The sequence below is a fragment of the Haloferax mediterranei ATCC 33500 genome, assembly GCF_000306765.2.
Lineage (GTDB): Archaea > Halobacteriota > Halobacteria > Halobacteriales > Haloferacaceae > Haloferax > Haloferax mediterranei.
The window spans coordinates 73,720-99,576 of sequence record NC_017943.1 but is presented as its reverse complement, the minus strand read 5'-3'; the positions used below and the strand labels follow the sequence as shown (position 1 = coordinate 99,576).

The window sequence follows — 25,857 nt, the reverse complement described above, 5'->3', positions numbered from 1 at the left end:
CCGAACTATGTACTCTGCCGAAGATGTTCGGAACGATTCTCCGGGCGAGATAATTGTTGTTTAGTTGAAATCAACGCCGAACAGACCGACCGCTACCACAGATGCCGCCACGGGTGACTGCCCAGAAAACAGTAATAGGCGTATCGTAAGGGGTGATGGTCGAGGTTTTGGTTCGCAGTCCGAACATGTTCGTCTTCCTCTCAGGAGTTAGGAACTCTGTCTCCGATATATACCGCAAAGCATCTTAGCCCAGCCTGTACGATGGCAGGGAAACATACCAGACGGAACGTACTGCAGAAGCTCGGTGCCGCGGGTATCGCGGCGACGAGTATCGCACTTGCAGGGTGTTCCTCTCAAGCGTCGAACAGTGGAGGCGAGACAGAAAATGACGGCGGGTCCGGTGGCACGACGACCACCGAAGATTCGAGCAGTGGGGGCGAAAGCGGCGGTGCAACCCAGACCGATACCGTCGGCATGACCGAAGAACTCGGATTCGACCCCAAGACCATCGAGGTTCCCGTCGGAACGACGGTGACCTTCGATAATACGAGTTCAATCGGTCACTCGGTCACCGCATACGAAGACAAGATACCAGACGGTGCAGCGTACTTCGCGACCGGCGGGTTCGACTCCGAACAGGCCGCAAAGGACGCCTACCCTGACAAGGGGAACCTCGAAGCGGGTGAAACCTACGAACACACCTTCGAGACGAAAGGCACCTACGAGTACTACTGCATCCCCCACGAGATGAACGGGATGGTCGGAACTATCGAGGTCGTATAAATGTCTCACAACACATCCACGCCGGACGACGAATCCAACGAATCACAGCAAGACCCGCTTTCGGAGTACGAAGCACAACTCGACGCGGTCCTCGAGAAGGTCGACGAAACAGCAGGAGAAGAGACGGATGTCTCGCTCGAACTCCCGACACTCGGATTGAGTCGGCGCGACTTCATGAAAGCGGGCGCGGCGGTCGGTGCCATGGGTTCGATTGCTGGCTGCACCAGTCTGGCAGGAAACGACGGTGCTGGCGGGACAACCACGCCTCATTCGAACTCCGGCGACGTGCCCGACCACTTCGTGCCGCCGGGTGAACACGACGAATACTACGGCTTCTGGTCCGGCGGCCACTCCGGGGACATTCGAATCTACGGACTGCCGTCGATGCGCGAACTCACCCGAATCCCGGTGTTCAACCCGGAACAAGCGAAGGGCTACGGGTTCGACAACCAGACGACCGAGATGCTCGAATCCGCGGGCGACTACACGTGGGGCGACTCCCACCACCCGAGTCTCTCCGAGACGGACGGGAAGTACGACGGGAAGTACCTGTTCGTGAACGACAAGGCTCACGGCCGGGTCGCGCGGGTGAACCTGAAATACTTCGAGACGGACGCGATTACCAACATTCCGAACGTTCAGTCGGTCCACGGGTGCTGTATCCAGAGCCCCGACACCGAGTACGTCTTTGCGAACAGCGAGTTCCGGACGCCACTGCCGAACGACGGACGAGACATCAACAACCCAGACAAATACGTCTCGCTGTTTACCGCCCTCGACCCCGACTCGATGGAAGTGCTCTGGCAGGTCGAAGTGGACGGCAACCTCGACATCCTCGACACGGACAAGGACGGCCGGTGGGCGATTTCGAGCGCCTACAACGACGAAGAGGGTGTCGAAATCGAGGAGATGACGAAGAACGACCGCGACTTCGTCAAGGCGTTCGACGTGCCGGCGATTCAGAAGGCGGTCGACGCGGGCAACTACAAGAAGGTAAACGGGATTCCGGTCGTCGATGGGACGAAAGAAAGCTCACTCAACAAGGGCGACAACCCGATTGTCCGGTACGTCCCGACACCCAAGTCGCCACACTGTGTCGAAGTCGAGCCGAACGGCAAGTACGCGATGGTCGCCGGAAAGCTCTCGCCGACGGTGTCCATCATCGACATCGAAAAACTCGGCACGGCGTCCGACCCGAAAGATACCATCGTCGGCCAGCCGAAACTCGGTCTCGGCCCGCTTCACACCACCTACGACGGTCGTGGGCACGCGTACACGTCACTGTTCATCGACTCGCAGGTCGTCAAGTGGGACATCGAAACCGCGATTAACTCGCCGAAGAAGTCCGAAGACGCCATCCTCGGGAAGATAGACGTGCACTACAATCCCGGTCACATTCAGGCGATTCAGGCGATGTCGACCGAGCCGACCGGCGACTGGCTCGTCGTCCTGAACAAGCTCTCGAAAGACCGGTTCCTCCCGGTCGGGCCAATCTACCCCGACAACGACCAGCTCATCTACATCGGCAACGACAAGGACGACGAGACCGGTGGAATGGAACTCGTCTCGGACCACCCGGTGTACCCCGAACCGCACGACGCAATCTTCGCGGCGAAAGACAAGATTCAGCCGGCGAAGACGTGGGATGCCGCGGATTACGAGGGCGAAAAGGAGTACGTCAAAGAAAGCAACTCGCGCGTCGAACGCATCGACGAGGAAACCGTCGAGGTGTACACGTCGGTCAAGCGCAGTGAGTACGGACTCCGTGACTTCACGGTCAAAGAAGGCGACGAGGTCACTCTCACCGCCACGAACATTGAAGGAAGCCAAGACATCGTCCACGGACTCGCCATTCCCGAGCACAACGTGCACCTCGCACTCGCGCCGCAGGACACCCGCGAAGCCACGTTCACGGCTGATAAGCCTGGTGTGTACTGGATCTACTGTACGTACTTCTGCAGCGCGCTCCACCTCGAGATGCGCTCGCGGATGATTGTCGAACCGAGAACCTAGACGATGAACTACCGACCACCGAGTCTCGACGAGTTTACCCAGTTGCGCCGGGGGCTACCGGCGTTAGCGGCGCTGTTATTTGTCAGCGCCCTGCTGCTGCCGATGTGGTCGATTACGGTCCACGCCGCGCAGTACCCGAACGAGATACTTCACCTCGACCTGTTCGCGTATCCGCACATCCGCGGAGACTACGTCGAAATGGCCCGTCTCAACAAGTATATCGGGTTCTACTACCCGGACCCGGTGTACTGGCAACCGAATTACGAACCGAAGGCGGCCGCAGTCGACGTTCCCGAGTGGTCGCTCGGGCCGCTCGCGTTTCTGGTGGTCGCCGCGACGGGGCTGTTCGTATCCATTGCGCCAACCGTCGAGAAACTCAAGCGCGGACTGCGGTACCAACTCGCCGGGGCGATAACCGTGTTCACCGTGATGGTGGTCGATATCCAGTATCGACTCTACCAGACCGGCCACAGCCTCGACCCGGAAGCACCCGTGATAGGTGTCGACCCCTTCACCCCGCCGCTGTGGGGGAAATACGAGGTTGCGAACATCACCAGCTACTCCCGGTTCGGAACCGGTGCGTACCTGACGATTGTCGCCATCGGACTCCTGTTCGTGGCGTACTACTACCGCGACACCGACGCCACGCTCTCGACGCTCGTCGCATCGGGTCGACGGCGAATTGCAGGCGGAAGAACGTCGGCACCCGACGAGGCAAGAACGCAGGACGGAGAACCGAACGTCCCAACAGACCAACAGTGAGAATTCCATGAACGCCACCATCACCCGATTGTTTGCGGTCGTCGCGAGTGTCATCCTCGTCGCTTCCGGTGTCGGCGTCGTTGTCGGGATGGCCACGACTCACGCGCAGACAGACAGGAACGTGGCGTTCGATGCGACGGTGCCGGACGAGTATTCGTTTACGTCGCCCACCGAGGCGGGGCGTGCAACCGTCGACGACGAGTCGTACGCGTCGCTGCAGGCCGCCGTCGATGCGGCGGAGTCGGGTGACCGAGTCCTGCTCCGGGGCGAATTTGACGAGCACGTCGTCGTCAGCACGGCGAACGTTACGCTTGTCAGCGAACCCGGATACGTCGCCCGAATCGATGGGAACGGAACCGGTGACGTGCTCACGCTCGACGGAGACGACATCACGCTCCGGCGCGTCTGGGTCCACAACTCCGGCTACGACACGTCCGAAAACGACGCCGGAATCTGGGTCAACGGGACGAACACGACGATTGCCGACAGTCGCGTCACCGCAGCAACCTTCGGCATCTGGCTCGACGGCGTCTCCGGTGCTCACATCGAGAACAACACCATCGTCGGACGCGAGTCGGTCGAACCGCGTTCGTATCGCGGAAACGGCATTCAAGTGTGGAAGACCGACGACGCGACGCTCGTCGACAACCGCATCACCGACACGCGAGACGGCATCTACTACTCGTGGGCGTCGGGCGTGACCGCGCGGAACAACACGATGTGGAACCTTCGATACGGCGTCCACTACATGTACTCGGACGACTGCGTCCTCGTGGACAACGTCGCCTTCGACAACGACGCCGGCTACGCCGTGATGCTCTCAGAGCGCATCCGAGTCATCCGTAACGTCGCAGTGAACAACACCGGGACGAGCGGTCACGGTATCCTCCTGAAGCGCATCGACCACTCGGTGGTCGACGGGAACGAGGTCGTCGGCAACGGAAACGGCCTGTACGTGTTCAATTCGGTCAACAACACGCTGACTAACAATCTCGTCCTCGAAAACCGGGTCGGCGCGTACTTCACCGCGGGAAGTTCGAGCCCGAACGTCTCGGAGAATGGTTTCATCAACAACGACGAGTCGGTCCGGGCACTCGTCGGCGAGCGCATGGCGTGGAACGGGAGCACACGCGGGAACTACTGGTCGGATGCGCGAGATTCGGATGTCGATGCCGACGGCGTCAACGATGTCCGGCACCGCCCCGCTGGACTCGTCGAACAGCTACTCTACGACCACCCGCAGGCTGCTGTATTCGCGTCGAGTCCGGCGTTCGACGCGCTCAGACTGGCCGAGAGCTCATTCCCGGTTATCGACGTTCCCGGAATCGTCGACCACCACCCGCTCTCGGAGCCACCACACGAACGTTGGAGACGATATTATGTACGCGATTGAGGTCACCGGTGTGAGAAAGGAGTATAGCGGCGTTACGGCACTCGACGGGCTTTCGCTCGCCGTCGAATCGGGGACGACCTTCGGTCTCCTCGGGACGAACGGGGCCGGAAAGTCGACGCTGTTCAAACTACTGGTCGGTCACATCCGACCGGACGACGGGACCGTCTCGGTCGCGGGCACCGACGTCTCGACTGCCGGCCCAGAGCTTCGGAGCATCGTCGGGTACCTCCCCGAGCACGCGGGGTTCCCCGCGTCGCTCACCGGGCGAGAGATTCTCTCGTTCCACGCGCGGATGCACAATCTCCCCGAGGCGGAGAATCGAATCGAGACCGTGCTCGACGTCGTCGGACTCTCGGATGCCGCCGACCGCCGCGTCGGCGGCTACTCGAACGGGATGACCCGGCGGCTCGGATTGGCTGCAGCACTCCTCTCACAGCCTCGTATCCTGCTGCTGGACGAACCAACGGCCGGACTCGACCCACGAGGCGTTGCCGCGTTCCACCGCGTTATCGAACGTCTCGACGCCAAACCAGACCTCACGGTCGTCGTCTCGTCGCACGTACTCTCGGAAATCGAGTCGCTCTGCGAGCGAGTCGCCATCCTGCACGACGGGCAACTCCGCGCATCCGGGACGATAGACGAACTGCGGCGGCAGGTGACAGACGAGGCTCGCGTTCGGATTCGACTCGGCGACGGGGCATCAATCGACGACATTCAGTCAGTCGTTTCGGCCCGTGGTGGGACAGTCCAGTCGACGGACTACGACGGCCACGGGGTCGTTATCGACTGCTATCCGGACGAGATTCCGGCGCTACTGTCGGATCTCACCGAGGCGGTCCCCATTGACGGATACGATGTCCGTGAACCCGGTCTCGAGCGCGTCTTCGAACAGACGCTTCGGGAATCCGAAGAGGGTCCGGATTCGGACCAAGAAGACACCGGTGCCGAACAACCGCGCGAACTGGCCGGTGAGCACGCATGACGAGAGACGACCAAAAACCACCGACAGCAAACGAACGGGATTCGCCGACGACGGGCGACAAGCGGCCGCCAACGGCGACGGAAACCGACGGAGGCGTAACGATGGGACACGAGAATGCACCAAACACAGCACGTTCGACTGTGCTCGGTAGTAACGGACAGATTCGTGCGATTGCCGCGCTCGAATACCGTCTCTCGCTTCGGAGTCGGTGGACGCTCGCGCTGACTGCACTGTTCGGACTGCTCTCGCTTCTCGTCGTCGGGTTTGGTGGAACCGGACCCGGGCCGATGCGCATCGACGCGGTCATCGTCAGTCTCGCGTCGCTTTCGACGTACCTCGTCCCGCTTGCGGCGCTGGTCTACGGTTTCGACGCGATTGTCGGTGCCGAAGAGACGGGCTGGCTCGATATGGTGTTCGCGCTCCCGGTTTCGCGGTCTCGTGTCGTCTTCGGTACCTTCCTCGGACGTGCGGCCTCGCTCGCGGCGGCGACGAGCGTCGGATTCGGTCTCGGGGGTATCGCGCTGTTCCTCCGTTCGAATACGGTCCCGTGGGCGTTGTACGCGAACGTCCTGTTCGGAACCGTCTGTCTGGGTCTCGCGTTCCTCGCGGTCAGCGTCCTCGTCTCGACGGTCGCGTCCGAGAAGACCCATGCACTCGGAATCGCACTCCTCGTGTGGGTCTGGTTGGTCTTCGGGTACGACCTCGCCGCGCTCGGTCTCATCACCGCATTCGACCTGCCGAGCGTGGCGCTGTCGGGACTCGTACTCGCAAATCCTATCGACATCTTCCGCGTGTTCGTTCTCTCCGGCATCAACTCGGCCGGAAGCGGGATGACTGCAGTTGTCGCCCAAACCGACCTCTCGACGTCGGTTCTCATCGTCGGTGCGCTGGCGTGGATTGTCACCCCCGTTGGAATCGCTACTCGACTGATTCGGCGACGGAGTCTATGAAGATATGAATCAGAATAACAACAAGGATACGCAAAGCAAACGGACTCGACGGGGACTTCTCGGCGCAATCGGGGCAGGCGCTCTTGTCGGGATAACCGGCTGTCTCGGCGGAAACAAGACGGCCGACGAACCAGTCCCAGAGCCAATCGACCTCTCCGGCGGCAAGCAAGACGACAGCGGTGGGATGGTCATCGGCGAACATTTCGGTCCGAATGGGCAGGTGTTCTACCGCGACCACTCGCCGGACGGCCACGACAACCCGGCGTGGTTCCACACGCTCAGTATGGGGCTGTTTCCCTACTACTTCGACCACGAGCGACGAGGGTGGAGGGCCACCGTCATCTACGTGACCGACTACTCGGCCGTCGAATACGAACTCACCGAGGAGGACGGAGAGACGTACATTTCGACGCACACCGATGCCGACACGTTCGGCGACGCGTCCGAGATGACCTACGTCGTCGAAAGCGGTATCCACGGCGGAATGGGAAAAGAACTACTACCGTTTTCGTCGGCCGACGACGCGGACACGTTTGCATCCACACACGGCGGTTCGACGATGGGCTTCGACGAGGTGACACGCGAGTGGCTCACAGCGTATCTCGACCGGACCTAACGTCGTTCGCTCCCGGTGATTCCGGTCTCGGACACGGACGACCGAGGTGCTTCGGATGAACCGATTTCAGCGTCTCTACGATGCGCTGGACCGAATCTCGTGCGAATTGGAACACATCGTACAGAAATCCAAGGCAGTCGACGAGTTCCGAGCCAGCGTTCGCAACTTCCCGGCGCACTCGGAGAGGCAGGCTGTAAGCGCGCCGCAAGCGACGACGGGGCAGACGGCCGCGGTGACGAACCGACCGTTTCAGGCGGGGGCACACGCCGACTGCTGTCGGCAGATTCGTACCGCGTTCGAAGAGACGGTGCGACCGCACAGCGTCGTCGATGTCGAGGCGAACGAGCCACTGCTCACGACCATCCGGGAAGAACTCGGAGCCGAAATCGCCATCGCACTGGCACCGAACAGCGGGACGACGTACTCATCGGAGTTGCGAAACGCGGTTATCGCGTCGGCGACGGCGCGGCGGGCAGAGCTGCAATCGATGGAGCAAGCGCTAGCGGCCGAACGAGAGTCGGTTGAAACTGCGCTCGCGGACATGAAAGCGCTCGTAGACGACGAAGACCCCGACAAGGAGGCTTGGTTGCTATACTGGTCGTTCGACGAACTGCGGTCGTACTACGAGGAAGTAGCGCTGGCACGGAAAAAGTGCGAGCGAATGAGTCAGAGGCGACAGCGGGACGTACACGGAACGGCGGCCAGTAATGCACAAGCGCGAGTTTCCCACGACAGCCTCGCCGAGTATCTGTACGGCGACTTCCAGACGAATTATCCGGTCTTGGCGACGGTAGTCGAGTTAGATACAGAATACGCCGACCGGCAACGTGAGATCAGAGACCAGCTCACTCGGCGCGTCTGAGTCGGGCGTCGGACTTCTACTCATCCTTCGTCACCACGCGCGGACAGGACGCCGTAAACGATGCCGAATACTAGCATTCCCCACCCTAACACGCCGAGTGGAATCGAGACCTGTAGCAGCGACGAAAAGGTAAACGCTCCGACGCCGCCCCCGATACCGCCGAGCCTTCGGTGTTTTCTGTCACTCGGGTTGGCAACGTAACGCGGGTCGACGAGAACGAGTGCAATGGAGAACGTATAGACGAGAAAAATCGAGAAATAAACCATGAGATACGCATCGTCGAAGTAGTGGTAGATGGTTACCGTAAGAAGGAAACTCAGAGTAAGACCGATGCTGTACCGGAAGACACCGTGCATATTCGATAAATAGGGAGGACGAGGAAAATACTATTCATATGATATGAATGTGCGAAGGAGCCACACTAATTGTCGACACGAGAATGATGATTTATAATCAACAACCACATTCGGTAATTTTCTGACCCAGAAAAACGCGAATACCCACTATATGGTACCGGGACAGAGACTGAGTCAGCATGTCGAACACCCCCGCGATACGATTCAGTGGCGTTACCAAGGAGTTTGGTTCCGTCACTGCCCTCGAAGGACTCGACCTTACGGTCCAAGAGGGGGAGATATACGGCTTCCTCGGCCCGAATGGCGCTGGGAAGTCCACTGCGATTAACATCCTCCTTGATTTCCTGCCACCGACATCCGGGGACGTCACAGTTCTCGGGCACGACGCCCAAGCCGAGTCGGCGACAATCCGAGAGCGCATCGGCGTCCTTCCCGATGCGTTTCGGCCCTACGAACGCCTGACCGGGAGACAGCATCTCGAGTTCGCAATCGAATCGAAGAACGCCGACGATGACGCCGAGGAACTCCTCGAACGGGTCGGGATTCTCGACGCGGCAGACAGGAAAGCCGGTGGCTACTCCAAAGGGATGACACAGCGACTCGTCCTTGCGATGGCGCTCGTCGGGAGTCCCGAGTTGATTATCCTCGACGAACCGTCCACCGGACTCGACCCGAACGGCGCGATGGAGATGCGCGAAATAATTCTCGAAGAGAACCGCCGCGGGGCGACGGTTTTCTTTTCGAGTCACATCCTCGAACAGGTCGAAGCAATCTGCGACCGCGTTGGCATCCTCCGGGATGGCAGACTCGTGGCCGAGAACTCGATTGACGACCTGCAACAGCAGGTCGACGCCGAGTCGGTGCTGACCGTAACCGTGTCATCACTCACTGACGAGAGCGTTGCGGCGGCGCAGTCCGTCGACGGCGTCACGAACGTCAAGACCGGAGACAACAAACTCATGGTGCAACTCAACGCCGAATCGAAGCTTCCCGTGCTCGAAGCAATCGACGCGACCGGCGTCGAGGTCCGCGATTTCGAGACGGACGAAGAGTCGCTCGAAGACCTGTTTAGCACGTACACGAGCGGGGAGGTGGCGGCAGAATGAGCGTCATCACAGTCGCAAAAAAGGACGTGCAGGATGCAATCCGGTCGTGGCGACTGCTCGGTCTCGTCGCTGCATTCGTCATCTTCTTCACCGGAATGTCGGCACTCTTTACGAAAGTCGGAACGTTCGTTGGCGGCCAATTGGGAGAAGCCGCGTTCACGGCCGCGATAGTTTCACCGATTGGGTTTCTGCTTCCCGTCATCGGAATGTTCATCGGCTATCGGTCTGTCGTCGGTGAACGGTCGACCGGGAGTATCAAACTCCTGTTGTCGCTGCCGCACACGCGCTCGGATGTCGTGCTGGGGAAATTCATCGGCCGAACAGCCATCGTCTCCGTCGCAACGGTCATCGGCGCCCTCGCCGGTGGCATCACGATAGTCGCTCTCGGTGGGTCGATGACACCGATGCATTACATCGGGGTCCTGCTCCTCGCGCTCGTCTTGGGAGCGGCGTTCGTCAGTGTGAGCGTCGGCCTGTCGTCGGGCGTCAACTCCGAGAGTATCGTCGTCGCTATCGGGTTCGGTCTCATCGTCCTGTTCAATCTGCTTTGGAGCGTGTTTACGTTCGGGCTGAGCATCGTTCTCGCCAGATACGACGTCGGTACCCAGGTCCTGCGAGAACAGGTCGTTGGGTTCATCAGTGCCATCAATCCGAAGAGCGCATTCTCGACGCTTACATCGACGGTTATGGGGTCCGGTGGGACGCCCACGACAGTCTGGTCGGAATGGTGGTTCGCCGGGCTGGTACTCCTCTGCTGGCTCGTCCTTCCGCTGGCGTTCGGTCTCTGGCGGTTCGAGAGCGCAGAACTCTCGTAAGCGCCGTCGCTGCTATTTTTGCCTCTCGGACTGCCCGATAGGGCACTGAATCAGACGAGGGATGAATACAGACGGAGTGACAATTACGGAGATACAGTTGGCACGGTTACAACTGCCAAGAACACCAGCAAGTAACGGAAAACCAGCGAACCGATTAGACTTCCGCGTCGGGAAGTTGGTGTTCGAAGAGTCGTTCGCCGGTATCCTCGCAGGTAACGGCGATGACCTTGTGCGAACTACAGCACGACTCGACGACTTCTTCGCCCATGTGGATGTCGCCGCCCGTGGTCGGACACGTTTCGAGGAACATCCGAAGGCCGTTGAGAACGGGACCTTTCTCTTCTGGGTCGTAGTCGTCCCAGCCCGGGACCCGGGACTGAAGCACGCTACTCGCCGCGACGTCCGCGATGAGTGCCGCACGGGACGGCCACTGACCCATCCACGCCGACTCGGATTGGAGAATCTGCGCCTCGTCGCGGGTGACGAGTTCGAGGTCCTGGTCGTCGTCAGCCTCGATTCCGAAGGCGTCAGCGACCGTTTCGGCTGTAATCTCCGAATCGACAAGCGGGTCAGTCGCCTCCGCCCACGCCGTCTCGAAGTCGTCGGTCAAACAGAGGTCGTCTGCGTCCGCACAGGGTTCGAGGATGTCGTGGTTCATAAAGAACGTCTCAAGGTCGTCTCCCGAGGCGACCTGTTCGTGCTCGGGAGCGTCGGCCTCACCGTTGGTCGCGTCTTCGCTGTCAGCAGGTGACCCGTTGTCGGTTGCTGCCGACTCAGTGGTTGTCGACGACGTGTCCTTGGCGTCCGACTGCGACGAGTTGCCCGAAGCGGGAGCAGTCGTCTTGCCGCCGCCAAGTCCGGATGCAAGCGCTGGTTCCGGGTCCTTTCCGAACCACCGGAGGACTTCCGGCGGGAGGTACCGCTTCGTCAACGTCGGCGTTCCGGGGACGAGGTAGCCGCGGAGATAGATGAGTCCAATCGAGATTCCGACGGCAATGACGCCGCCGAGTTTCGATTTCCGCGCGACGACGGAGCCGAGTATCGCTGCGATAATCAGATTCAACAACGTACATGGCTCACACCTGTTTTCGCCGGTGTATTCCGGCTGATGGAGCGCATCCACCACATCAATCTTCATATGAGTACCAGAAAGAGTCAGTCAGTTATCTATTTTTTGCCTGAGGACTGACTAGATGGTAGTGATTGGTATACCGTCACGTCTGTTGATTGGCTGTCGTCAAATTGTTGATTTTCTGCCGTCAAATGTTACTAAACATCATGTGTTCCAATCACACCAAACACCGACTACCTGAGCTTGTCGGTCGTACTAACAGTTATCTCGGGGATTTCCACGTGTTCAGGCCGAGAGACGGCGAACGCAATCGACTCCGCAACATCAGTGGGTTCTAGCGCCCGACCCTCCCAGTTCTCCCAGTCTCGCATCTCGGAGTCGACTGGTCCCGGCATGACAATCGTCACGCGGACTTGCTCGTCGGCCATCTCCTTCCGGAGGGATCGACAGAACCCGTTGACACCATATTTCGTCGCCGTGTACGCGCTCCCCTCTTTAGCGGGATGCCGGGCATTCACCGAAGAGACGGTGACGATATCAGCATGCTCTGATTCGAGCATGACTGGTAACGCAGCGTGAGTTGTGTTCATCGCCCCGAGTAGGTTGACCTCGACCTGCTCTCGGAAGTCAGCCATATCAGCCTCGGCAACCGGGTCAACACGGAGTACACCGGCGTTGTTCACGAGGATATCGAGACAGCCGAATACCTCCCGCGTTTCTTCGACCATCGCCGTAACTTCGTCCTCGTCGGTGACATCCGTCGGAATGACGAGTGTTCTGTCACTCTCGATCTCGTCGGCGATCCTCTCCAGTCGGTCCTCACGGCGGGCCACCAGCACAACAGAACAACCCTCGCGGGCCAGTGCTTTAGCCGTCGCCTCGCCGATTCCCGAGGATGCACCGGTCACGACCGCGACCGTATCAGTCAAATCCATAGTTACTCTGTAGAGAAAGATGTCAGATAAACATCTAGGTTGAGGAACATGACTACAGTCTCGGACGAGTGCCCCCTCGTGGTTGGATATGCCGCAGCACTGGCCAGTGAAAAAACTTCATCGACGGGTATTGTTTGCCCAGAGAGGGACCCTCCCGAAAGAATTACTATTTCGTAAACCGCGATTCGATACGTGGTTTACGAGACAGGTAATCGAACAGTCGACGACGCGGTCACGACGCTACTCGACGGCGGTCAACTCGACCGGACGGACGCGTTAGCGCTGATGGCGCAACCCGTAGAAGACCTTGCGCCAGCCGCTGACGTCGTTCGGTCGCACTTCGGTGACGACACCGTCGACGCGTGTAGTATCGTCAACGCCAAAGCCGGCAACTGTGCCGAAGACTGCGGATTCTGTGCGCAGTCGGTTCATTTCGACACCGGCATCGAAACCTACGGATTTCTTGGCCCCGAAGAAGTCCTCGCCGCGGCGAAGCGTGCCGAGCGCGACGGCGCACAGCGGTTCGGTATCGTCGTCGCCGAGAAGGGCGTCAGTAAGGAAAGACGCCCTGATGAGTGGGATGAGGTGATTCAGGCGATTCGGCTCGTCCGCGACGAGACGGACATTGAAGTGGACGCGAGCCTCGGTATCCTCACCCAGGAAGAAGCCGAGATTCTCGCCGCAGAGGGCATCAACCATTACAATCACAACATCGAAACGTCGCCTCGGTACTTCCCCGAAGTCGTCTCGACGCACTCGTTCGAAGACCGAGTAAAGACGCTCGAACGCGCAAAGTCGGTCGGGATGGACCTCTGTGCCGGGGTTATCCTCGGGATGGGCGAGTCACCCACTGACAGAGTGGACGCGGCACTCGCCCTGCGTGATATCGGCATCTCCTCGCTTCCAGTCAACATTTTGAATCCCGTGGCTGGAACGCCCCTCGGCGACGACGGGTCGGCCGAAATCACGACTGAGGAGATTATCAAGACCATCGCAGTCTACCGAATGCTCCACCCAGAAGCCCGCGTCCGACTGACTGGCGGTCGCGAAGTGAACCTCAGTCCGGACGAGCAACATCTCCCGTTCGAAGCCGGGGCCGACGGGATACTCACCGGCGACTACCTCACCACGGAAGGCCAGTCGCCGGGGGACGACCTCGAAATCATCGAGCGCGCAGGTCTCGAACCAAACATGGAGGCCAACGAGTTCGATCCGGAGACGGTCAAAGACGGATGTACAGATAGCGACTCGGCGGTCGAAACAGCCGCCGGGACAGCAGTAACCAACGTAAACGTGACAGAGGATTAAGATGGACGAAATCAACTTTGCAGTACTCGGAACAGGCGGTATCGGTCGGCGAACGCTCGAAGTCAGTACCTACAAGGACGGGTTGACGCCGGTTGCGGCCTGCGACCGACACGGTGTTGCGGTCAACCACGACGGTCTGGACGTCGAAGAAATCCTCGATGCGACCGAGGGGAACATCGCTGGCGACGGGACCGGCGATACCGAAGACAAGCGCGTGACAGACGGCGGAGCGGCCGTCAAACAGCACGGCGACGGGGCTGGCATCGTCGCCTCGGCGCAAGGAACATCGACCGAGACACCGATTGACGAAATTATCGCGGAAAGCGACGAAATCGATGCGGTGTTACTCGCGCTGCCGAACCTCGAACACGACTTCATTCCGCGCATCGCAGAGCGCTTCGCGGAAGCTGAATTCGAAGGCGTCCTCATCGACGTGCTGAAACGCTCTCGCGTCATCGGCATGCTCGACGACCGCGAGGAGACGCTCGTCGAATCGGGTATCACGTTCGTCTGCGGTGCCGGAGCGACTCCCGGACTGCTCACCGGTGCAGCGGCGCTCGCTGCCCAGTCATTCGTCGAAGTCGAGGAAGTCGAAATCTGGTGGGGTGTCGGTCTCAAATCCGGCTACGAAGATAACCGTGGCACCGTCCGCGAGGATATCGCCCACCTCGACGGCTACGACATCGAAACCGCCCGTGAGATGGACGAATCGGAAATCGAGGCGGTCATCGAGGAACACGACGGCGTCCTCGAATTCAACGACATGGAACACGCCGACGACGTACTTCTCGAACGAGCAGGCATCTGTGATGCCGAAGACGTGACTGTCGGTGGCATTCTCGACATTCGGAAGGACGAAAAGCCGACGACGACGACGGTTCGCGTAACCGGCCGAACCTTCGATGGCAAACGCGGGACGAACACCTTCCAACTCGACGATGCGACGAGTATGGCCGCGAACGTCAACGGTCCTGCGCTGGGCTACCTGAAATCCGCCGTCCGACGAAACCGCGCCGGCGACTACGGCGTGTTCGGTCCGGCAGAACTGATGCCCGGGTTCTGAAGCGATGGACCCCGACACAACGGAGTCGCAGTCGGGCTCTCCCCCGCAACCAGACCGCGGGTTCGACCTCGAAAGCAGACTGGAGGCCCGACAACGTCACGGTCTTCGGCGAGAACTTGAGCCTGCCGCCGACGTGAGCGCCCGAACCCGGATTGGCGGCGAATCGCAACTCGTCTTCGCGGCGAACAACTACCTCGGGTTAGCGACCGATTCCCGGGTTCAGCAGGCGGCGGCCTCGGCCGCCCACGCCGTCGGAACCGGGTCGGGTGCGAGTAGACTCATCACCGGAGATACCGAGCTCCATCGGGAACTCGAAGGCGACCTCGCGGCTATCAAGCACACCGACAGAACGTTGCTGTTTTCGTCGGGCTACGCGGCGAACGTCGGAACCATCGCCGCGCTCGACCCCGACGTGATTTTCTCGGACGAACTCAATCACGCGAGCATCATCGACGGCTGTCGGCTCTCGGATGCCGAAACAGTGGTTTACGACCACTGCGATGCGGAGTCGCTTGCGACGGAACTGCATACGCGTGCGGAGACCGCGGCTGACGACGAGCAGTGGCTCATCGCGACTGATACGGTGTTCAGCATGGACGGTGATGTCGCGCCCCTCGCGGCCATCTGTGACCTCGCGGAGCGGTACGGCGCTTGGGTGTTAGTCGACGAAGCCCACGCAACGGGCCTGTACGAGAACGGCGGTGGACTCGTCCAGCGTGAGGGATTGAGCGACCGAATCGACGTGCAAATCGGGACGCTCTCGAAAGCGCTGGCGAGTCAAGGCGGCTACGTCGCCGGGTCCGAGACGCTAATCGAGTATCTCGTCAACGAAGCCCGGTCGTTCGTCTTTTCGACCGGACTGGCACCACCTGCCGTCGGCGCGAGCAAAGCAGCCTTGCGAATCGCTCGCGACGGAGAGTGTCGGAAATCGCTCTGGGAGAACGTCGAGACGCTCCGAGACGGCCTCGAATCGATGGGCTACCGCGTTCTGGGGGAAACACAGGTCCTTCCGGTGTTGGTCGGCGACCGTGCAGACGCAATCGCACTCGATGAACGCCTTCGGGAACAGGGTATCGTTGCCCCCGTGATTCGGCCGCCGACCGTCCCCGACGGAACGAGTCGCATCCGGGTTGCGCCGATGGCAACCCACACGGAGGCAAATATCGACCGCTGTCTGACGGCGTTCGAAACAGTCGGAACGAATCTCGAACTTATCTGACACAGACCCAATGACGAATATAACGCACGATTTCGCGGTTGTTGGAACGGATACCGGTGTCGGGAAGACGGTCGTCACCGCCGGGTTAGTCGGCTGGCTTCGCAACGCCGGCCACGATGCACAGGCGGTCAAACCGGCGCAAACCGGCTATCCACCGGACGACGACGCCGAGTTTGTCGCAACGGCGTGTGGGACCGATGCGGCGGCGACCTGCGGCCCGCGGCTCGAGCCAGCTCTTGCCCCAGAAATTGCGGCCGACGTTGCCGACGAGCGAATCGACTACACGGCGATTTTCGAGACGTGTGCGGCCGCACTCGACCGAGATGGGCCGGGCGTAATTGAGGGAATCGGCGGACTTCGAGTCCCACTCGCTGATGGCAAGGAGGTAGTCGATTTGGTTTCGGAGTTGGACGTACCGACGATTCTTGTCGCGCGGTCCGGTCTCGGAACGCTGAATCACACCGCCCTCTCCGTCGAGGCGTTGCGTCGGCGAGACGTGTTTGTTTCGGGAATCGTCCTCAACCAATTCGAAGGGGAAACCGCCGCCGAACGGACCAACCCGCGCGTTCTCGAGGAGATGACCGGATGTCCGGTCTACACGATGCCGCCGCTCTCGATAGCGAAACCGGAAGACGCGGTGGCGGGCGTCTGCGAACACCTTCCGGTCGAGCAGGTTCTCTCTTCAGTCGAGCGAGACCCAATCGAGTGACGCACGGGACAATAGAGGGCTAACTTCAGTGTAGTCCACGACTACACACCAACTCTTCTCCACGACTGCACACCCACACTCTATCTTCTGTTCTACGCAGAGAGGCTCTAATAGCCGATATTCTCGACTGTCGGTACTCTCGACGGGTATACTCCGGATGCGTGATTGGAAGTTGGAACTACAGGCTTGCGTCGCATCCGGAAGTAGTAACACAGGGGGATGAAACAATGTCCGAACTCGACCACCCCGTGTTGCAGGAACTCATCTGGAAATCGATGCAACCAACGTTCCGATACTGACGGAACGCATTCAATTCTGTCTTCGCCAACCTATTAATTCTATCTATCTATATTTTAGATTAGAGGTATCTAAAAATGGTCGAGTGCGCCGATATTGGCGTCGGGGATAAGCCAATTACTGGGGTACACCGGACGAATACTAGTTACTAAACCGACATAGTTACCCTCGGGACACACCGATTCTCTGAACACGATGGCAAACCCCCGAACCACCTCGTCGCGATGGTCCTTCGTCACGAGCAATGCGTTCTGGACCGTGTTACTGCTCGCATACAATCTGTACGAACTGAACTCCGCCAGCGGTGGGTTCGAGCACGAGTGGTTTCTCGGCGGATTCACTGCGACGATGCTCGGCGCCCTCGTGCTCAAATATACGACCCCCGCACAGCGGGTGTGGAACCGATTCGAGCGGTTATCGGCGGGCACGACCGCTGGTATCCTCTTCACGATAATCGTGATTGCAGCGGGTCTCGCCGTCGCTTTCGAACTCAGTGAGTCGGCTGTTTTGAGTACGACGCTCGGGGCACTCTCAGCGGTGCTGATTGGTGAGATAGAATCGCTGGTCGAGTCCTCGTGACGATGAGGCCAGATTCCACGTTTGTGCTCAAACTGAGAATAGTGTCCTACTGACACCACTAAGCTTATCCCAGTCCTGTCTGTCGATTATCCCATGGCAGTCGGAAAAGCCCTCCAATCCGTGCCGAGCGCGCTCGCGCGGAACCCACTCATCGTTGCACTGTTCGGACTCTTCGGACTCATACAGTCCGTGACAGTCGTCACACAGCAGATAAACCCGCTCGTCGGTCTCGCAGTATCGGGTGTGTTCTTCCTCGGGATACTCGTCGGGATGCCGTTCATCCACGGCGGCCTCATCAAGATGGCCGACGAGGCACTCCGCGGAACAACCTCGCTGAGCACGTTTATCAGCGCCGGGAAGCAGAATTACGTCTCCTTACTCGGAGCCATGTTCGTCGTCTTCGGCGTGAACATGGCACTCGGGATTGTCCTCTGGATCATCGTCATCATGGGAGTCGGCGTCGGAATGGCGGTCGGAGAACACACAGGACTGATTATCGCGGGACTTATCGGTCTCGTCATCGGTCTCGTGTATTTCGTGTTCGTCTTCTTCATCCAGTTTTACTCCCAAGAAATCGTCCTCAACGATGCCAGCGCAATCGATAGCCTCAAACAGAGTGCAGCGCTCGTCCGGAAACATCTCCTGAGTACGTTCGGGTATATGTTGATTTCCGCCGTCGGAGGCGGCCTAGTGGGCGGCGCAATCGGTGCCGCCGGACCTCTGTTGCTCCCCGCCCCCTCCCCGACGCTCGACAGCCAACCGCTCACGCAGGAGCTCCTCCTCGGAATGGGCGGCTACCTCGTGATAGTCGTGCTCGCAATAGCAGTCCTTGGAAGTATCCTCACGGTCTTCTCGGTCGCGTTCTACCGAGAGATTCGAACGGGCCGACGCGGCGGTCAGCCCATGAACGCCTAACGAGAAACCCGGTCTCGTACCGGACTCCGATTCGTTGTTTTGTCCCGCTCTCCAGAGTAGCGTGGCCACCAATTGGCCCGGCGAATGGATTGGTTTTTGTATTTTCATTCTGATACGTTCGTATGGGATTATTCGCGGCGTTCCGACAGAAAGTGACCGTCGAATCACTCGACTACACCAATACCAAACCGCTTCTAATCGGTTGTTTTCGGACGATACTCATCGCCGTCCAGTTCGTGTTACTATTCATCCTTCTGAGTGTGATTTATCCGCCTACATTCGGGCCACCACCGTCGTCGAAGACTGTCTCGTTTCTCGTCGGTGTCGTTCCCGGAATCGTGTTCGGCGGAGTTGCTTTGTGCCTCGCCCATCGTGTGGACGTTCCCGCGGAAAAAGCAAACTCGATAGTATATGGCGCAATCGACGTGCTTCTCATATTGGGACTGTATTGTCTCATCTTCTTCTACGACCCAGTGGCGAGTGGCATATATGGAGTCACCTATTTGCTGAGTCGAACGCTCGTCCTACTCGGTATCTTCGGTGGCTCTCGAATCAAAGCGGCCCTCGTATAACACGCCGGATAGCCAATCGGAGTCGCAGTTGTGAACGGAAGCCTATTTGGGGGTATAGCCGTGGCGCGAGAGCGGTGCTAGCTACGGGTCGACGACAGAATCGAAGTTTCGAAGCCCGTACTCTCGGGCCGGAATCTCGCCGAACGACGACGCTCGACAGGCAATCTCACCGTCGTTCAGAAGGGTAAACGAATCGCCGACGGCGGCGGCGAAGTCGGGGTAGTGCGTCGAGACGACGAAGGAGATTCCTTCGGCCGTGAGTTCGCGAATCAACTCGACGAGCGCCCGAGTGCCGTCGCCGTCGAGACCGGCGGTCGGCTCGTCGAGGATGAGGTAGGACGGCTTCATCGCGAGCACACCCGCCAGTGCGACCCGCTTTTTCTCGCCGCCGCTCAGGCGACTACAGAGGCGGTCCTCGTAGCCGTCGAGTCCAACGCGGGAAAGCGCCCACTGGACCGTGTCCTCCGAGTCGTTTCCGAGATTAATCGGCCCGAACGCAACGTCCTGTCCGACTGTCGGAGCAACGAGTTGGTCATCGGGGTCCTGAAACACGAAGCCGACCGTCTGCCGGAGGTCAGTGAGACTGTCGTCGTCGTATCGGACCGGGTCGCCATCGACCAGTACACGACCATCGTCGGGTTCCAACAGCCCGTTGAAATGCTTGAGGAGCGTCGATTTTCCGGCACCGTTTCGGCCGAGTAAGACCGTTACGTCGCCCGACTCGGCGCGGAAGTCGACACCGCGGAGGACAGCCCGGTCGTCGTAGCCGAACTGGAGGTCGACAGTCCGAATCACAGTATGCCCCCGAACTGAGCGAATACGGAGGGAGTACCCACAAACCGGACGAATACTAAGAGCGCGAGGGCACCCAGCGCATACGTGTGACCGCGGCTATCGTAGTCTCGGACCGGGAACACGCCGTCGTAGCAACGCGAACGCATCGATAAATCGAGTTGTTCTGCGCTGTCGAGTGAGCTTAGCAGTAACGAAGTAGCGACGTGCTTGGTCGTCCGGAACGTCGCACGTTTAGAGGTGAATCCGCCGCGGAGTTTCGCAGCGGTGTACAGCCGAATCGACTCGTCGACGAGCACCTGAATGCCGCGGTAGACCAAAAGCAGCATCTCGACAAGTGGGTCGGGGAGTCCCAGCGTCCGCAACGCGGACACGAGCTGTGGAACAGTCGTCGTGAGCGCCAAAAACGAGAGCACCGAAAGCGATGCTATAGAGCGCAATCCGGTCTTCGTGGCGAGGAGGAGACCCTCCTCGGAGATGTGGAGTATCCAGTACTCGAAGACTGTCGTCGTACCAGGTGTGACGAGGGCAATCAGGACGAGACTGGGCAGCAGGAACCAAATCGGGTACTGGAGGAACGTGACGTACGCTCGGCCGACGGCGTGGACCGTCAAGAGCGAGAAGACGACAATCGCGGCCACGTACGACGAAAACCGGGCGCTCGTCGCAGTCAGCAACAATGAGAGGAGGACGAAGTACACTTTTACAGGTCCGTCGACGAGGGGGGTCGCATCGGCCTGAATTCGCTCAAGCGTCCGGTGCATGTGTCCCGTCTCTGAGGCGCTCAACGTAGTACGCCAGGACGAAGGCCGCAACACCGCCTTGGAGGGCGAACAACGCCAGTTCACCATACCCACCCGGTGGCGACCAGACGGAACTCGCCCACGGACTGTAGTCCGGGGCTTTGTCTTCGATAGTCGCAACCGCCTGCTCGTCTGTCGCACCGAGTCCAGCCACTGCCATCGTACTGAGGATGATAGCAAAGACGACCAAGACGCCGACTGCGAGCGGTCGCTTCATGCTGTAACCCCCAGTCGGTCTTTCGTAATCGAGCCAACGCGGACGAGATAGCCGACGAGCGCCGCCGCGATGAGTCCCTCGAAGATTCCAATCGGAAGTTGTGTGATGGCGAACACCGCCGCGAAATCGACAGTCGATGAAACGACGCCAGCAATCCCCTCTCCGCCGGGGAACGCCAACCCAAGTTGAACTGACGTGGTGAGATAGGTCACCCAGTCAGTGAGGACCGCAGCGACGAACGTCGCCTGTTCGAGCGAGAGGTGCGGACGAACCAACCGATATGCGGCCCAACCGACGAACGGGCCGACGATTCCCATCGCCGTGACGTTCGCACCGAGTGTCGTGAGTCCGCCGTGAGCGAGAAGTAGCGACTGGTACAGAAGGACGATAGTCGCAGCGAATGCGGTCACTGCTGGACCGAACAGGACGACCATCACGCCCGTCCCGGTCGGATGAGAGCTACTTCCCACCACCGACGGCAGTTTGAGTGCCGAGAGGACGAAGACGAACGCCGTCCCGATGGCGATGAGTGCTTTCGTTCTGGTGTCTGTCTTCACAGCCGTGAGGGTTCGTTTGGCACCGTACGCGACGATTGGGAGGGCAACGACGGTCCAGACGATTGCCCAAAACGGTGGAAGGAACCCTTCCATGATGTGCATCAGTGAATCGCTCCGTATTCGTGTTGACGAGAACGAGGTCATAAATCAATTTTGGTTGTCTTAGCGCAACTCAGGTTTAATAACCCCGTCAACGATGTTGTGAAATCAGAATTGGTGTACTACAAGCACAATTGTTTTTAAGCGCCGTCGGGATGGTAGACTCGAATGCCACGCGTAACGCTTCCTCACGACGCCAAGGCAGGACCCACAAAGCCAGAGGTGAGAGCTGTCACGCTCGAAAAACTCGACTTGCGCCCGACTGACCACTTCGTCGATGTCGGGTCGTGTACCGGTTCGGTCAGCATCGAAGCGGCACAACGAGTCCAACGAGTAACGGCTGTCGAACGGAAACCGAATCGGCTGGAGGTGACCCGGAAGAACCTCGCGGCAAACGACTACGACGCCGACGTGACGCTTCGCGAAGCAGAAGCGCCGAGCGGCCTTCCAGATGACGCAGACGCGATGTTCGTCGGCGGGAGTCGAAACTTCGAGGCGGTGTTGGACCACGCCGTGGACACCGACGTCGACCGAATCGTGATGAACGTCTCCCGCGTCGAACCGACCGGCGCGGCTATCGAAGCGTTCCGCGAGCGGGACCTGCTCTCGGAGGTCGTCCAGATGCAGGTGAGTCACGGCTACGAACTCGCCGGTGCGACGAGTTTCCGGTCGAACAACCCCGTCTACGTTATCGTCGGGCGGCGTGACGCCGGAGGGCTGGACTGATGACCGTTTACGGTGTTGGATTAGGCCCCGGTGACGCCGACCTCGTGACCGTCAAAGGAAAGCAAATCCTCGAATCGGTCGATGTCGTCTATTCGCCGGGTCGACTCTCGCGGACAGTTGCACTGAATCACGTCCCGGAATCGCGCATCGGTGACCTCGACTTCCCCATGACGCGAGACCCGGACGAACTGCGTCGTGCATGGAAGGAGGCGGCCGCAGAAGTAGCAGAACAAGCGAAATCGAGCGATGTTGCGTTCGTAACGCTCGGAGACCCGAACGTCTATTCGACCTTCGGACACCTCCGCCGGACGCTCGACGCGTTCCACCCCGAGGTTGAACTCGAAGTCGTCCCTGGCGTGAGTGCGATGACGGCGTTCGCCACCGCACTCGGCGTCGAAATCGAATCGGGAACCGGACTCTCGCTTCGCGAGGCCGCAAACGGGGCGGCACCGACAGGCCCAGACCGGATGATTCTGTTCAAAGTCACCGACGCCGTGGCGACCCACGAGGGACTGACGGACGCTGGCTACGACGTGAAGTTCGGCCGCCGACTCTTCATGGAACAGGGAGAGACGCTCGTCACGTCCGACCCGAAGGAAATCGAAGAGCGCGATTACTACACGCTGGCGTACGCAGAGCGCGAAGGTCTCGAACGTGACGTTGCGACCGCGGAGTTCGACGGTGTGGACTCGGAGGGGTCAGCGTGACGGCCGACGGAGACGCAGACACCGGATTCACCGACAACGAGGGAATTCCCTTCATCGGTGCCGGACCGGGCGACCCTGAACTGCTCACGGTCGCCGGAAAGAACCTCGTCGAAGAAGCGGACCTCGTTGTCCACGCTGGGTCGCTCGTGAACAGCGAACTCTTAGACGAGTACTGTGCGGACGCCGAGCAGGTAAACAGCGTCGGGAAGGACCTCGAAGAGCTGATTCCGCTGATGGCCGACGCCTACGAGGCGGGCAGAACAGTCGTCCGACTCCACAGCGGCGACCCGGCGATATACGGCGCGGCGCTCGAACAGATGGACGCACTGGCGAAGGAAGGAGTCCCGACGTATCTCGTTCCCGGCGTCACGTCGGCGTTCGCCGCGAGCGCGACCCTCCGAACTCAGTTGACGCTGAACGAAGTCGCAAACCACGTCGTCTTCACCCGGCCACAGGGCCGGACGCTCTCTCCCGAGGAAGACCACATCAGTGATTTCGTCGGCTTCGGCGACACGACGGTGTGTATCTACCTCGGCACGCACGCCGTCGAAGAGACGATGGACCGACTGCTCGACGAGGGACACGACCCCGACACGCCGGTCGCCGTCGTCTACCACGCCTCGTGGCCGGACGAGGATATCATCGAAGGAACCATCGAGACGATTGGCGAGAAAGTGTCCGAGGCCGGCTACCGGGCCTCGGCACTCGTGATGATTGGTGACGCTATCACTGGCTCGGACTACGAGCGGTCATTCCTCTACGGCGACTGGGCCCGCGGGGGAGACGCGCCGAACGACGAAAACGATTCTTCAGAACAAGAGCGTGATGCACAATGAGCGATAATTCGACAGACTCTGGCAGTGGCCACTGTCAGACGCCAGACAGCGACGGCGAGGTCGCACGCGAGATTGGCATCGTCAGTTTCGAGCGAAAACTCGACACGGCGGAGGAAATCAAGCGCGACCTCGCAGACGAGTACGACCGAATAGACATCCTCACCTACCACGGCGACGTGTTCGCTGAGCACTGGGGCGAATACGACTGTTTCGTCGGCCTGATGGCGAGCGGTATCGCCATGCGAAAGACCGCCGGACTCCTCGACGACAAGTGGGAAGACCCGGCGGTCGTCGTCGTCGACGAAGAACTAACGTGGGCAATCCCGCTTACCGGCGGACACCACGGTGCGAATCAGGTCGCCTACGACCTGTCGAAACTCGGCGCTGTTCCGGCGATGACGACCGCCTCCGAGGCGGCCGGAAAACAGGGTGTCGAGAGCAAGGCGAAGGCGCTCGACACGCACGTCGTCAACGGCGATTCGACCGTTGCGACGAACCTCGCCGTCCTCAACGACGAACTCGGACCGGTTGCCCGACTCGACGGACCGAAGGCGGTTCTCGTCGACGACGACGTGACCGTCCTCAAGCGAAACGGCGAGGACGGGGTCGTCCTCGGAACCGGAAGCGTCTCCGGCGCGAAAAAAGAGCAGTTCCTGACCGCGTGGGAGCAAGCGCTCGACGACGCCGACTGCACGTGGGACGACGTTGACTTCGTTGCGACGGGCACACGAAAGGCCGACGAACCCGGGATGCTCGACGCCGCCCAAGAAATCGGCGCGGGCGTCGTCTACTTCGAGAAGGAGACGCTCACCGAGTTCGAAGGCCCGACCCCGTCGCGGTCGAAGGAACTCATCGGCTGGCCGGGCATCGCCGAAGCGAGCGCGATTGCCGGCGGCCGTGACCACGAACTCGTCGTGAAGAAACAGCGCTACGACGATGCGGTGACCGTGGCGGTGGGACGATGAGCGAAGGCGCAGCGACGACGACAGGCGACCGCGAAGAAGCCCCTGACGACTACGGCACGCTCTACGTCGTCGGCATCGGCCCCGGCCTCCCCGCGCACATGACTCAGCGCGCCAAAGAGGTCATCCAGACTGCCGATTGCGTCGTCGCGTCGAACCTGTATCAGGAGTTCCTCCGCGACGACGACACGCTCCCGCCCGAAGACAGCGACGAGGGGCCCGAAGTCGTCCGTTCCTCGATGGGCCAACAGGTCGAACTGACCCGAGAGGCCTTCGAGCGCGTTCGAGAGGGTGAGGACGTCGCGCACGTCTCCGGCGGCGACCCGAACGTCTACGGCAAGTCCGACCTCGTGTTCACGATGGCGGACGCCGACGACGCGACGGACGTTCCCATCGAAATCGTTCCCGGCGTGACTGCGGCACTCGGCGGCGCGGCGATGATGGGCGCGCCGCTGTCGAACGACTTCTGTACGATTTCGCTGTCCGACAAGTGGCGTGGATGGGACGAAATCGAGGAGAAACTGCGCGCGGCCGCCATCAGCAACTTCGTCATCGTGCTGTACAACTGCTGGCGAAACTACACCCGCGCCATCGACATCGTCCGGGAAGAACGCGCTGACGACGTTCCAGTCGGCATCTTCAACGACGCCGGTCGCGGCGAATCGGGGCGGAATCTGGACGACGAGACGTTCTCGATTACGACCCTCGGCGACGCGAAATCCCACGACGAGGACGTCGGCGGGATGGGAACGTCGATTCTCATCGGGACGCACGAGACCGAACCGTGGAGTAACGACTACGAAACGTACCTCGTCACGCCCCGCGGCGGGCGCGACGTCGACGACTTCTAA

At 60.1% G+C, this 25,857-nt stretch carries 29 protein-coding genes; 22 read left to right on the top strand and 7 right to left on the bottom strand.

The features are described from left to right. Positions 1–261: 261 nt before the first annotated feature. From HFX_RS15890 to HFX_RS15855, 8 genes are read left to right on the top strand one after another with little or no spacing between them, the layout of a single operon-like run. Positions 262–783 (top strand): plastocyanin/azurin family copper-binding protein, encoded by a 522-nt coding sequence (locus HFX_RS15890; protein ID WP_004056355.1) that lies wholly within the window; start codon positions 262–264, stop codon positions 781–783. Further along, positions 784–2,796 (top strand): TAT-dependent nitrous-oxide reductase, encoded by a 2,013-nt coding sequence (gene nosZ / locus HFX_RS15885; protein ID WP_004056356.1) that lies wholly within the window; start codon positions 784–786, stop codon positions 2,794–2,796. Between the two features lie 3 nt (positions 2,797–2,799). Beyond that, positions 2,800–3,558 carry a hypothetical protein gene (locus HFX_RS15880; RefSeq protein WP_014732654.1) on the top strand — a complete coding sequence of 253 codons (759 nt, stop codon included), beginning with the start codon at positions 2,800–2,802 and terminating at the stop codon, positions 3,556–3,558. A gap of 7 nt (positions 3,559–3,565) precedes the next feature. Further along, positions 3,566–4,951, top strand: coding sequence for a nitrous oxide reductase family maturation protein NosD (nosD, locus tag HFX_RS15875; RefSeq protein WP_004056358.1), 1,386 nt, complete (start codon positions 3,566–3,568; stop codon positions 4,949–4,951). Continuing rightward, positions 4,938–5,933 carry an ABC transporter ATP-binding protein gene (locus HFX_RS15870; protein WP_004056359.1) on the top strand — a complete coding sequence of 332 codons (996 nt, stop codon included), beginning with the start codon at positions 4,938–4,940 and terminating at the stop codon, positions 5,931–5,933. Before nosD ends, HFX_RS15870 begins: the two co-directional genes overlap by 14 nt. Next, positions 5,930–6,883: an ABC transporter permease gene (locus HFX_RS15865; protein ID WP_004056360.1), complete on the top strand. Its 954-nt coding sequence runs from the start codon at positions 5,930–5,932 to the stop codon at positions 6,881–6,883. Before HFX_RS15870 ends, HFX_RS15865 begins: the two co-directional genes overlap by 4 nt. A gap of 4 nt (positions 6,884–6,887) precedes the next feature. After that, a complete protein-coding gene (locus tag HFX_RS15860; protein WP_004056361.1) occupies positions 6,888–7,499 on the top strand; it encodes a nitrous oxide reductase accessory protein NosL in 612 nt (203 codons plus the stop codon). 55 nt (positions 7,500–7,554) lie between these two features. Beyond that, entirely contained in the window at positions 7,555–8,361 is an 807-nt protein-coding gene (locus HFX_RS15855; RefSeq protein ID WP_004056362.1) for a DUF7260 family protein, read from the top strand. A 20-nt stretch (positions 8,362–8,381) separates the two neighbouring features. Here HFX_RS15855 and HFX_RS15850 read toward each other — a convergent pair whose 3' ends face one another. Then, positions 8,382–8,717, bottom strand: coding sequence for a hypothetical protein (locus tag HFX_RS15850; protein WP_004056363.1), 336 nt, complete (start codon positions 8,715–8,717; stop codon positions 8,382–8,384). 179 nt (positions 8,718–8,896) lie between these two features. Here HFX_RS15850 and HFX_RS15845 point away from each other — a divergent pair, with 179 nt between their 5' ends. Beyond that, positions 8,897–9,823: an ABC transporter ATP-binding protein gene (locus HFX_RS15845; RefSeq protein WP_004056364.1), complete on the top strand. Its 927-nt coding sequence runs from the start codon at positions 8,897–8,899 to the stop codon at positions 9,821–9,823. Further along, the gene (locus HFX_RS15840; RefSeq protein WP_004056365.1) at positions 9,820–10,638 is read left to right on the top strand and encodes an ABC transporter permease subunit; all 819 of its coding nucleotides are present in this window, start codon (positions 9,820–9,822) and stop codon (positions 10,636–10,638) included. The genes HFX_RS15845 and HFX_RS15840 overlap by 4 nt, the downstream gene beginning before the upstream one ends. A 154-nt stretch (positions 10,639–10,792) precedes the next feature. Here the strand turns inward: HFX_RS15840 and HFX_RS15835 are convergent, their stop codons facing one another. After that, complete coding sequence (locus tag HFX_RS15835; protein WP_049917383.1) at positions 10,793–11,776, bottom strand: hypothetical protein; 984 nt, start codon at positions 11,774–11,776, stop codon at positions 10,793–10,795. 167 nt (positions 11,777–11,943) lie between these two features. Beyond that, positions 11,944–12,645 (bottom strand): SDR family oxidoreductase, encoded by a 702-nt coding sequence (locus HFX_RS15830; protein ID WP_004056367.1) that lies wholly within the window; start codon positions 12,643–12,645, stop codon positions 11,944–11,946. 192 nt (positions 12,646–12,837) lie between these two features. Between HFX_RS15830 and bioB the strand changes: the two genes are divergently transcribed. The 7 genes from bioB (at position 12,838) to HFX_RS15795 (ending at position 19,307) form a co-directional block, all read left to right on the top strand. Further along, complete coding sequence (gene bioB, locus HFX_RS15825; RefSeq protein WP_004056368.1) at positions 12,838–13,953, top strand: biotin synthase BioB; 1,116 nt, start codon at positions 12,838–12,840, stop codon at positions 13,951–13,953. Position 13,954: 1 nt separating this feature from the next. Then, positions 13,955–15,016, top strand: coding sequence for a Gfo/Idh/MocA family oxidoreductase (locus HFX_RS15820; protein ID WP_004056369.1), 1,062 nt, complete (start codon positions 13,955–13,957; stop codon positions 15,014–15,016). Between the two features lie 4 nt (positions 15,017–15,020). Then, complete coding sequence (locus HFX_RS15815) at positions 15,021–16,235, top strand: aminotransferase class I/II-fold pyridoxal phosphate-dependent enzyme (RefSeq protein ID WP_004056370.1); 1,215 nt, start codon at positions 15,021–15,023, stop codon at positions 16,233–16,235. Between the two features lie 10 nt (positions 16,236–16,245). Next, positions 16,246–16,944 carry a dethiobiotin synthase gene (bioD, locus tag HFX_RS15810; RefSeq protein WP_004056371.1) on the top strand — a complete coding sequence of 233 codons (699 nt, stop codon included), beginning with the start codon at positions 16,246–16,248 and terminating at the stop codon, positions 16,942–16,944. A gap of 492 nt (positions 16,945–17,436) precedes the next feature. Continuing rightward, complete coding sequence (locus tag HFX_RS15805) at positions 17,437–17,820, top strand: hypothetical protein (protein WP_004056372.1); 384 nt, start codon at positions 17,437–17,439, stop codon at positions 17,818–17,820. A 93-nt stretch (positions 17,821–17,913) separates the two neighbouring features. After that, entirely contained in the window at positions 17,914–18,735 is an 822-nt protein-coding gene (locus tag HFX_RS15800; RefSeq protein ID WP_004056373.1) for a DUF7847 domain-containing protein, read from the top strand. A 122-nt stretch (positions 18,736–18,857) separates the two neighbouring features. Then, positions 18,858–19,307 carry a hypothetical protein gene (locus HFX_RS15795; RefSeq protein ID WP_004056374.1) on the top strand — a complete coding sequence of 150 codons (450 nt, stop codon included), beginning with the start codon at positions 18,858–18,860 and terminating at the stop codon, positions 19,305–19,307. 81 nt (positions 19,308–19,388) lie between these two features. Here the strand turns inward: HFX_RS15795 and HFX_RS15790 are convergent, their stop codons facing one another. Genes HFX_RS15790 through HFX_RS15775 form a run of 4 tightly spaced genes read right to left on the bottom strand, consistent with a single transcriptional unit; the run spans position 19,389 to position 21,778 of the window. Next, positions 19,389–20,102: an energy-coupling factor ABC transporter ATP-binding protein gene (locus HFX_RS15790; RefSeq protein WP_004056375.1), complete on the bottom strand. Its 714-nt coding sequence runs from the start codon at positions 20,100–20,102 to the stop codon at positions 19,389–19,391. Continuing rightward, the gene (gene cbiQ / locus HFX_RS15785; RefSeq protein WP_004056376.1) at positions 20,099–20,863 is read right to left on the bottom strand and encodes a cobalt ECF transporter T component CbiQ; all 765 of its coding nucleotides are present in this window, start codon (positions 20,861–20,863) and stop codon (positions 20,099–20,101) included. Before cbiQ ends, HFX_RS15790 begins: the two co-directional genes overlap by 4 nt. Next, the gene (locus HFX_RS15780; RefSeq protein WP_004056377.1) at positions 20,847–21,119 is read right to left on the bottom strand and encodes an energy-coupling factor ABC transporter substrate-binding protein; all 273 of its coding nucleotides are present in this window, start codon (positions 21,117–21,119) and stop codon (positions 20,847–20,849) included. The genes cbiQ and HFX_RS15780 overlap by 17 nt, the downstream gene beginning before the upstream one ends. After that, positions 21,116–21,778: an energy-coupling factor ABC transporter permease gene (locus tag HFX_RS15775; RefSeq protein ID WP_004056378.1), complete on the bottom strand. Its 663-nt coding sequence runs from the start codon at positions 21,776–21,778 to the stop codon at positions 21,116–21,118. The genes HFX_RS15780 and HFX_RS15775 overlap by 4 nt, the downstream gene beginning before the upstream one ends. Positions 21,779–21,943: 165 nt before the next feature. Between HFX_RS15775 and cbiT the strand changes: the two genes are divergently transcribed. From cbiT to HFX_RS15750, 5 genes are read left to right on the top strand one after another with little or no spacing between them, the layout of a single operon-like run. Beyond that, entirely contained in the window at positions 21,944–22,501 is a 558-nt protein-coding gene (gene cbiT, locus HFX_RS15770) for a precorrin-6Y C5,15-methyltransferase (decarboxylating) subunit CbiT (RefSeq protein WP_049917384.1), read from the top strand. After that, positions 22,501–23,208 carry a cobalt-factor II C(20)-methyltransferase gene (locus tag HFX_RS15765; protein WP_004056380.1) on the top strand — a complete coding sequence of 236 codons (708 nt, stop codon included), beginning with the start codon at positions 22,501–22,503 and terminating at the stop codon, positions 23,206–23,208. Before cbiT ends, HFX_RS15765 begins: the two co-directional genes overlap by 1 nt. Next, the gene (gene cobM, locus HFX_RS15760) at positions 23,205–24,044 is read left to right on the top strand and encodes a precorrin-4 C(11)-methyltransferase (RefSeq protein WP_004056381.1); all 840 of its coding nucleotides are present in this window, start codon (positions 23,205–23,207) and stop codon (positions 24,042–24,044) included. Before HFX_RS15765 ends, cobM begins: the two co-directional genes overlap by 4 nt. Then, positions 24,041–25,009 (top strand): cobalt-precorrin 5A hydrolase, encoded by a 969-nt coding sequence (gene cbiG, locus HFX_RS15755; RefSeq protein WP_004056382.1) that lies wholly within the window; start codon positions 24,041–24,043, stop codon positions 25,007–25,009. The genes cobM and cbiG overlap by 4 nt, the downstream gene beginning before the upstream one ends. Then, positions 25,006–25,857 (top strand): precorrin-3B C(17)-methyltransferase, encoded by an 852-nt coding sequence (locus HFX_RS15750; protein WP_004056383.1) that lies wholly within the window; start codon positions 25,006–25,008, stop codon positions 25,855–25,857. The genes cbiG and HFX_RS15750 overlap by 4 nt, the downstream gene beginning before the upstream one ends.

Bases quoted from the DNA above. Each gene is read 5' to 3' on its own strand.
- HFX_RS15890 (WP_004056355.1), top strand. From the start codon at position 262: ATGGCAGGGAAACATACCAGACGGAACGTACTGCAGAAGCTCGGTGCC.
- HFX_RS15765 (WP_004056380.1), top strand. From the start codon at position 22,501: ATGACCGTTTACGGTGTTGGATTAGGCCCCGGTGACGCCGACCTCGTG.
- nosD (WP_004056358.1), top strand. From the start codon at position 3,566: ATGAACGCCACCATCACCCGATTGTTTGCGGTCGTCGCGAGTGTCATC.
- HFX_RS15820 (WP_004056369.1), top strand. From the start codon at position 13,955: ATGGACGAAATCAACTTTGCAGTACTCGGAACAGGCGGTATCGGTCGG.
- HFX_RS15840 (WP_004056365.1), top strand. From the start codon at position 9,820: ATGAGCGTCATCACAGTCGCAAAAAAGGACGTGCAGGATGCAATCCGG.
- HFX_RS15775 (WP_004056378.1), bottom strand. From the start codon at position 21,778: ATGCACATCATGGAAGGGTTCCTTCCACCGTTTTGGGCAATCGTCTGG.
- HFX_RS15750 (WP_004056383.1), top strand. From the start codon at position 25,006: ATGAGCGAAGGCGCAGCGACGACGACAGGCGACCGCGAAGAAGCCCCT.
- HFX_RS15880 (WP_014732654.1), top strand. From the start codon at position 2,800: ATGAACTACCGACCACCGAGTCTCGACGAGTTTACCCAGTTGCGCCGG.
- HFX_RS15815 (WP_004056370.1), top strand. From the start codon at position 15,021: ATGGACCCCGACACAACGGAGTCGCAGTCGGGCTCTCCCCCGCAACCA.
- HFX_RS15830 (WP_004056367.1), bottom strand. From the start codon at position 12,645: ATGGATTTGACTGATACGGTCGCGGTCGTGACCGGTGCATCCTCGGGA.
- HFX_RS15845 (WP_004056364.1), top strand. From the start codon at position 8,897: ATGTCGAACACCCCCGCGATACGATTCAGTGGCGTTACCAAGGAGTTT.
- HFX_RS15855 (WP_004056362.1), top strand. From the start codon at position 7,555: ATGAACCGATTTCAGCGTCTCTACGATGCGCTGGACCGAATCTCGTGC.
- cbiG (WP_004056382.1), top strand. From the start codon at position 24,041: ATGAGCGATAATTCGACAGACTCTGGCAGTGGCCACTGTCAGACGCCA.
- HFX_RS15865 (WP_004056360.1), top strand. From the start codon at position 5,930: ATGACGAGAGACGACCAAAAACCACCGACAGCAAACGAACGGGATTCG.
- HFX_RS15835 (WP_049917383.1), bottom strand. From the start codon at position 11,776: ATGAAGATTGATGTGGTGGATGCGCTCCATCAGCCGGAATACACCGGC.
- cbiT (WP_049917384.1), top strand. From the start codon at position 21,944: ATGCCACGCGTAACGCTTCCTCACGACGCCAAGGCAGGACCCACAAAG.
- cbiQ (WP_004056376.1), bottom strand. From the start codon at position 20,863: ATGCACCGGACGCTTGAGCGAATTCAGGCCGATGCGACCCCCCTCGTC.
- HFX_RS15795 (WP_004056374.1), top strand. From the start codon at position 18,858: ATGGGATTATTCGCGGCGTTCCGACAGAAAGTGACCGTCGAATCACTC.
- HFX_RS15805 (WP_004056372.1), top strand. From the start codon at position 17,437: ATGGCAAACCCCCGAACCACCTCGTCGCGATGGTCCTTCGTCACGAGC.
- HFX_RS15850 (WP_004056363.1), bottom strand. From the start codon at position 8,717: ATGCACGGTGTCTTCCGGTACAGCATCGGTCTTACTCTGAGTTTCCTT.
- nosZ (WP_004056356.1), top strand. From the start codon at position 784: ATGTCTCACAACACATCCACGCCGGACGACGAATCCAACGAATCACAG.
- HFX_RS15870 (WP_004056359.1), top strand. From the start codon at position 4,938: ATGTACGCGATTGAGGTCACCGGTGTGAGAAAGGAGTATAGCGGCGTT.
- HFX_RS15860 (WP_004056361.1), top strand. From the start codon at position 6,888: ATGAATCAGAATAACAACAAGGATACGCAAAGCAAACGGACTCGACGG.
- bioD (WP_004056371.1), top strand. From the start codon at position 16,246: ATGACGAATATAACGCACGATTTCGCGGTTGTTGGAACGGATACCGGT.
- HFX_RS15800 (WP_004056373.1), top strand. From the start codon at position 17,914: ATGGCAGTCGGAAAAGCCCTCCAATCCGTGCCGAGCGCGCTCGCGCGG.
- HFX_RS15780 (WP_004056377.1), bottom strand. From the start codon at position 21,119: ATGAAGCGACCGCTCGCAGTCGGCGTCTTGGTCGTCTTTGCTATCATC.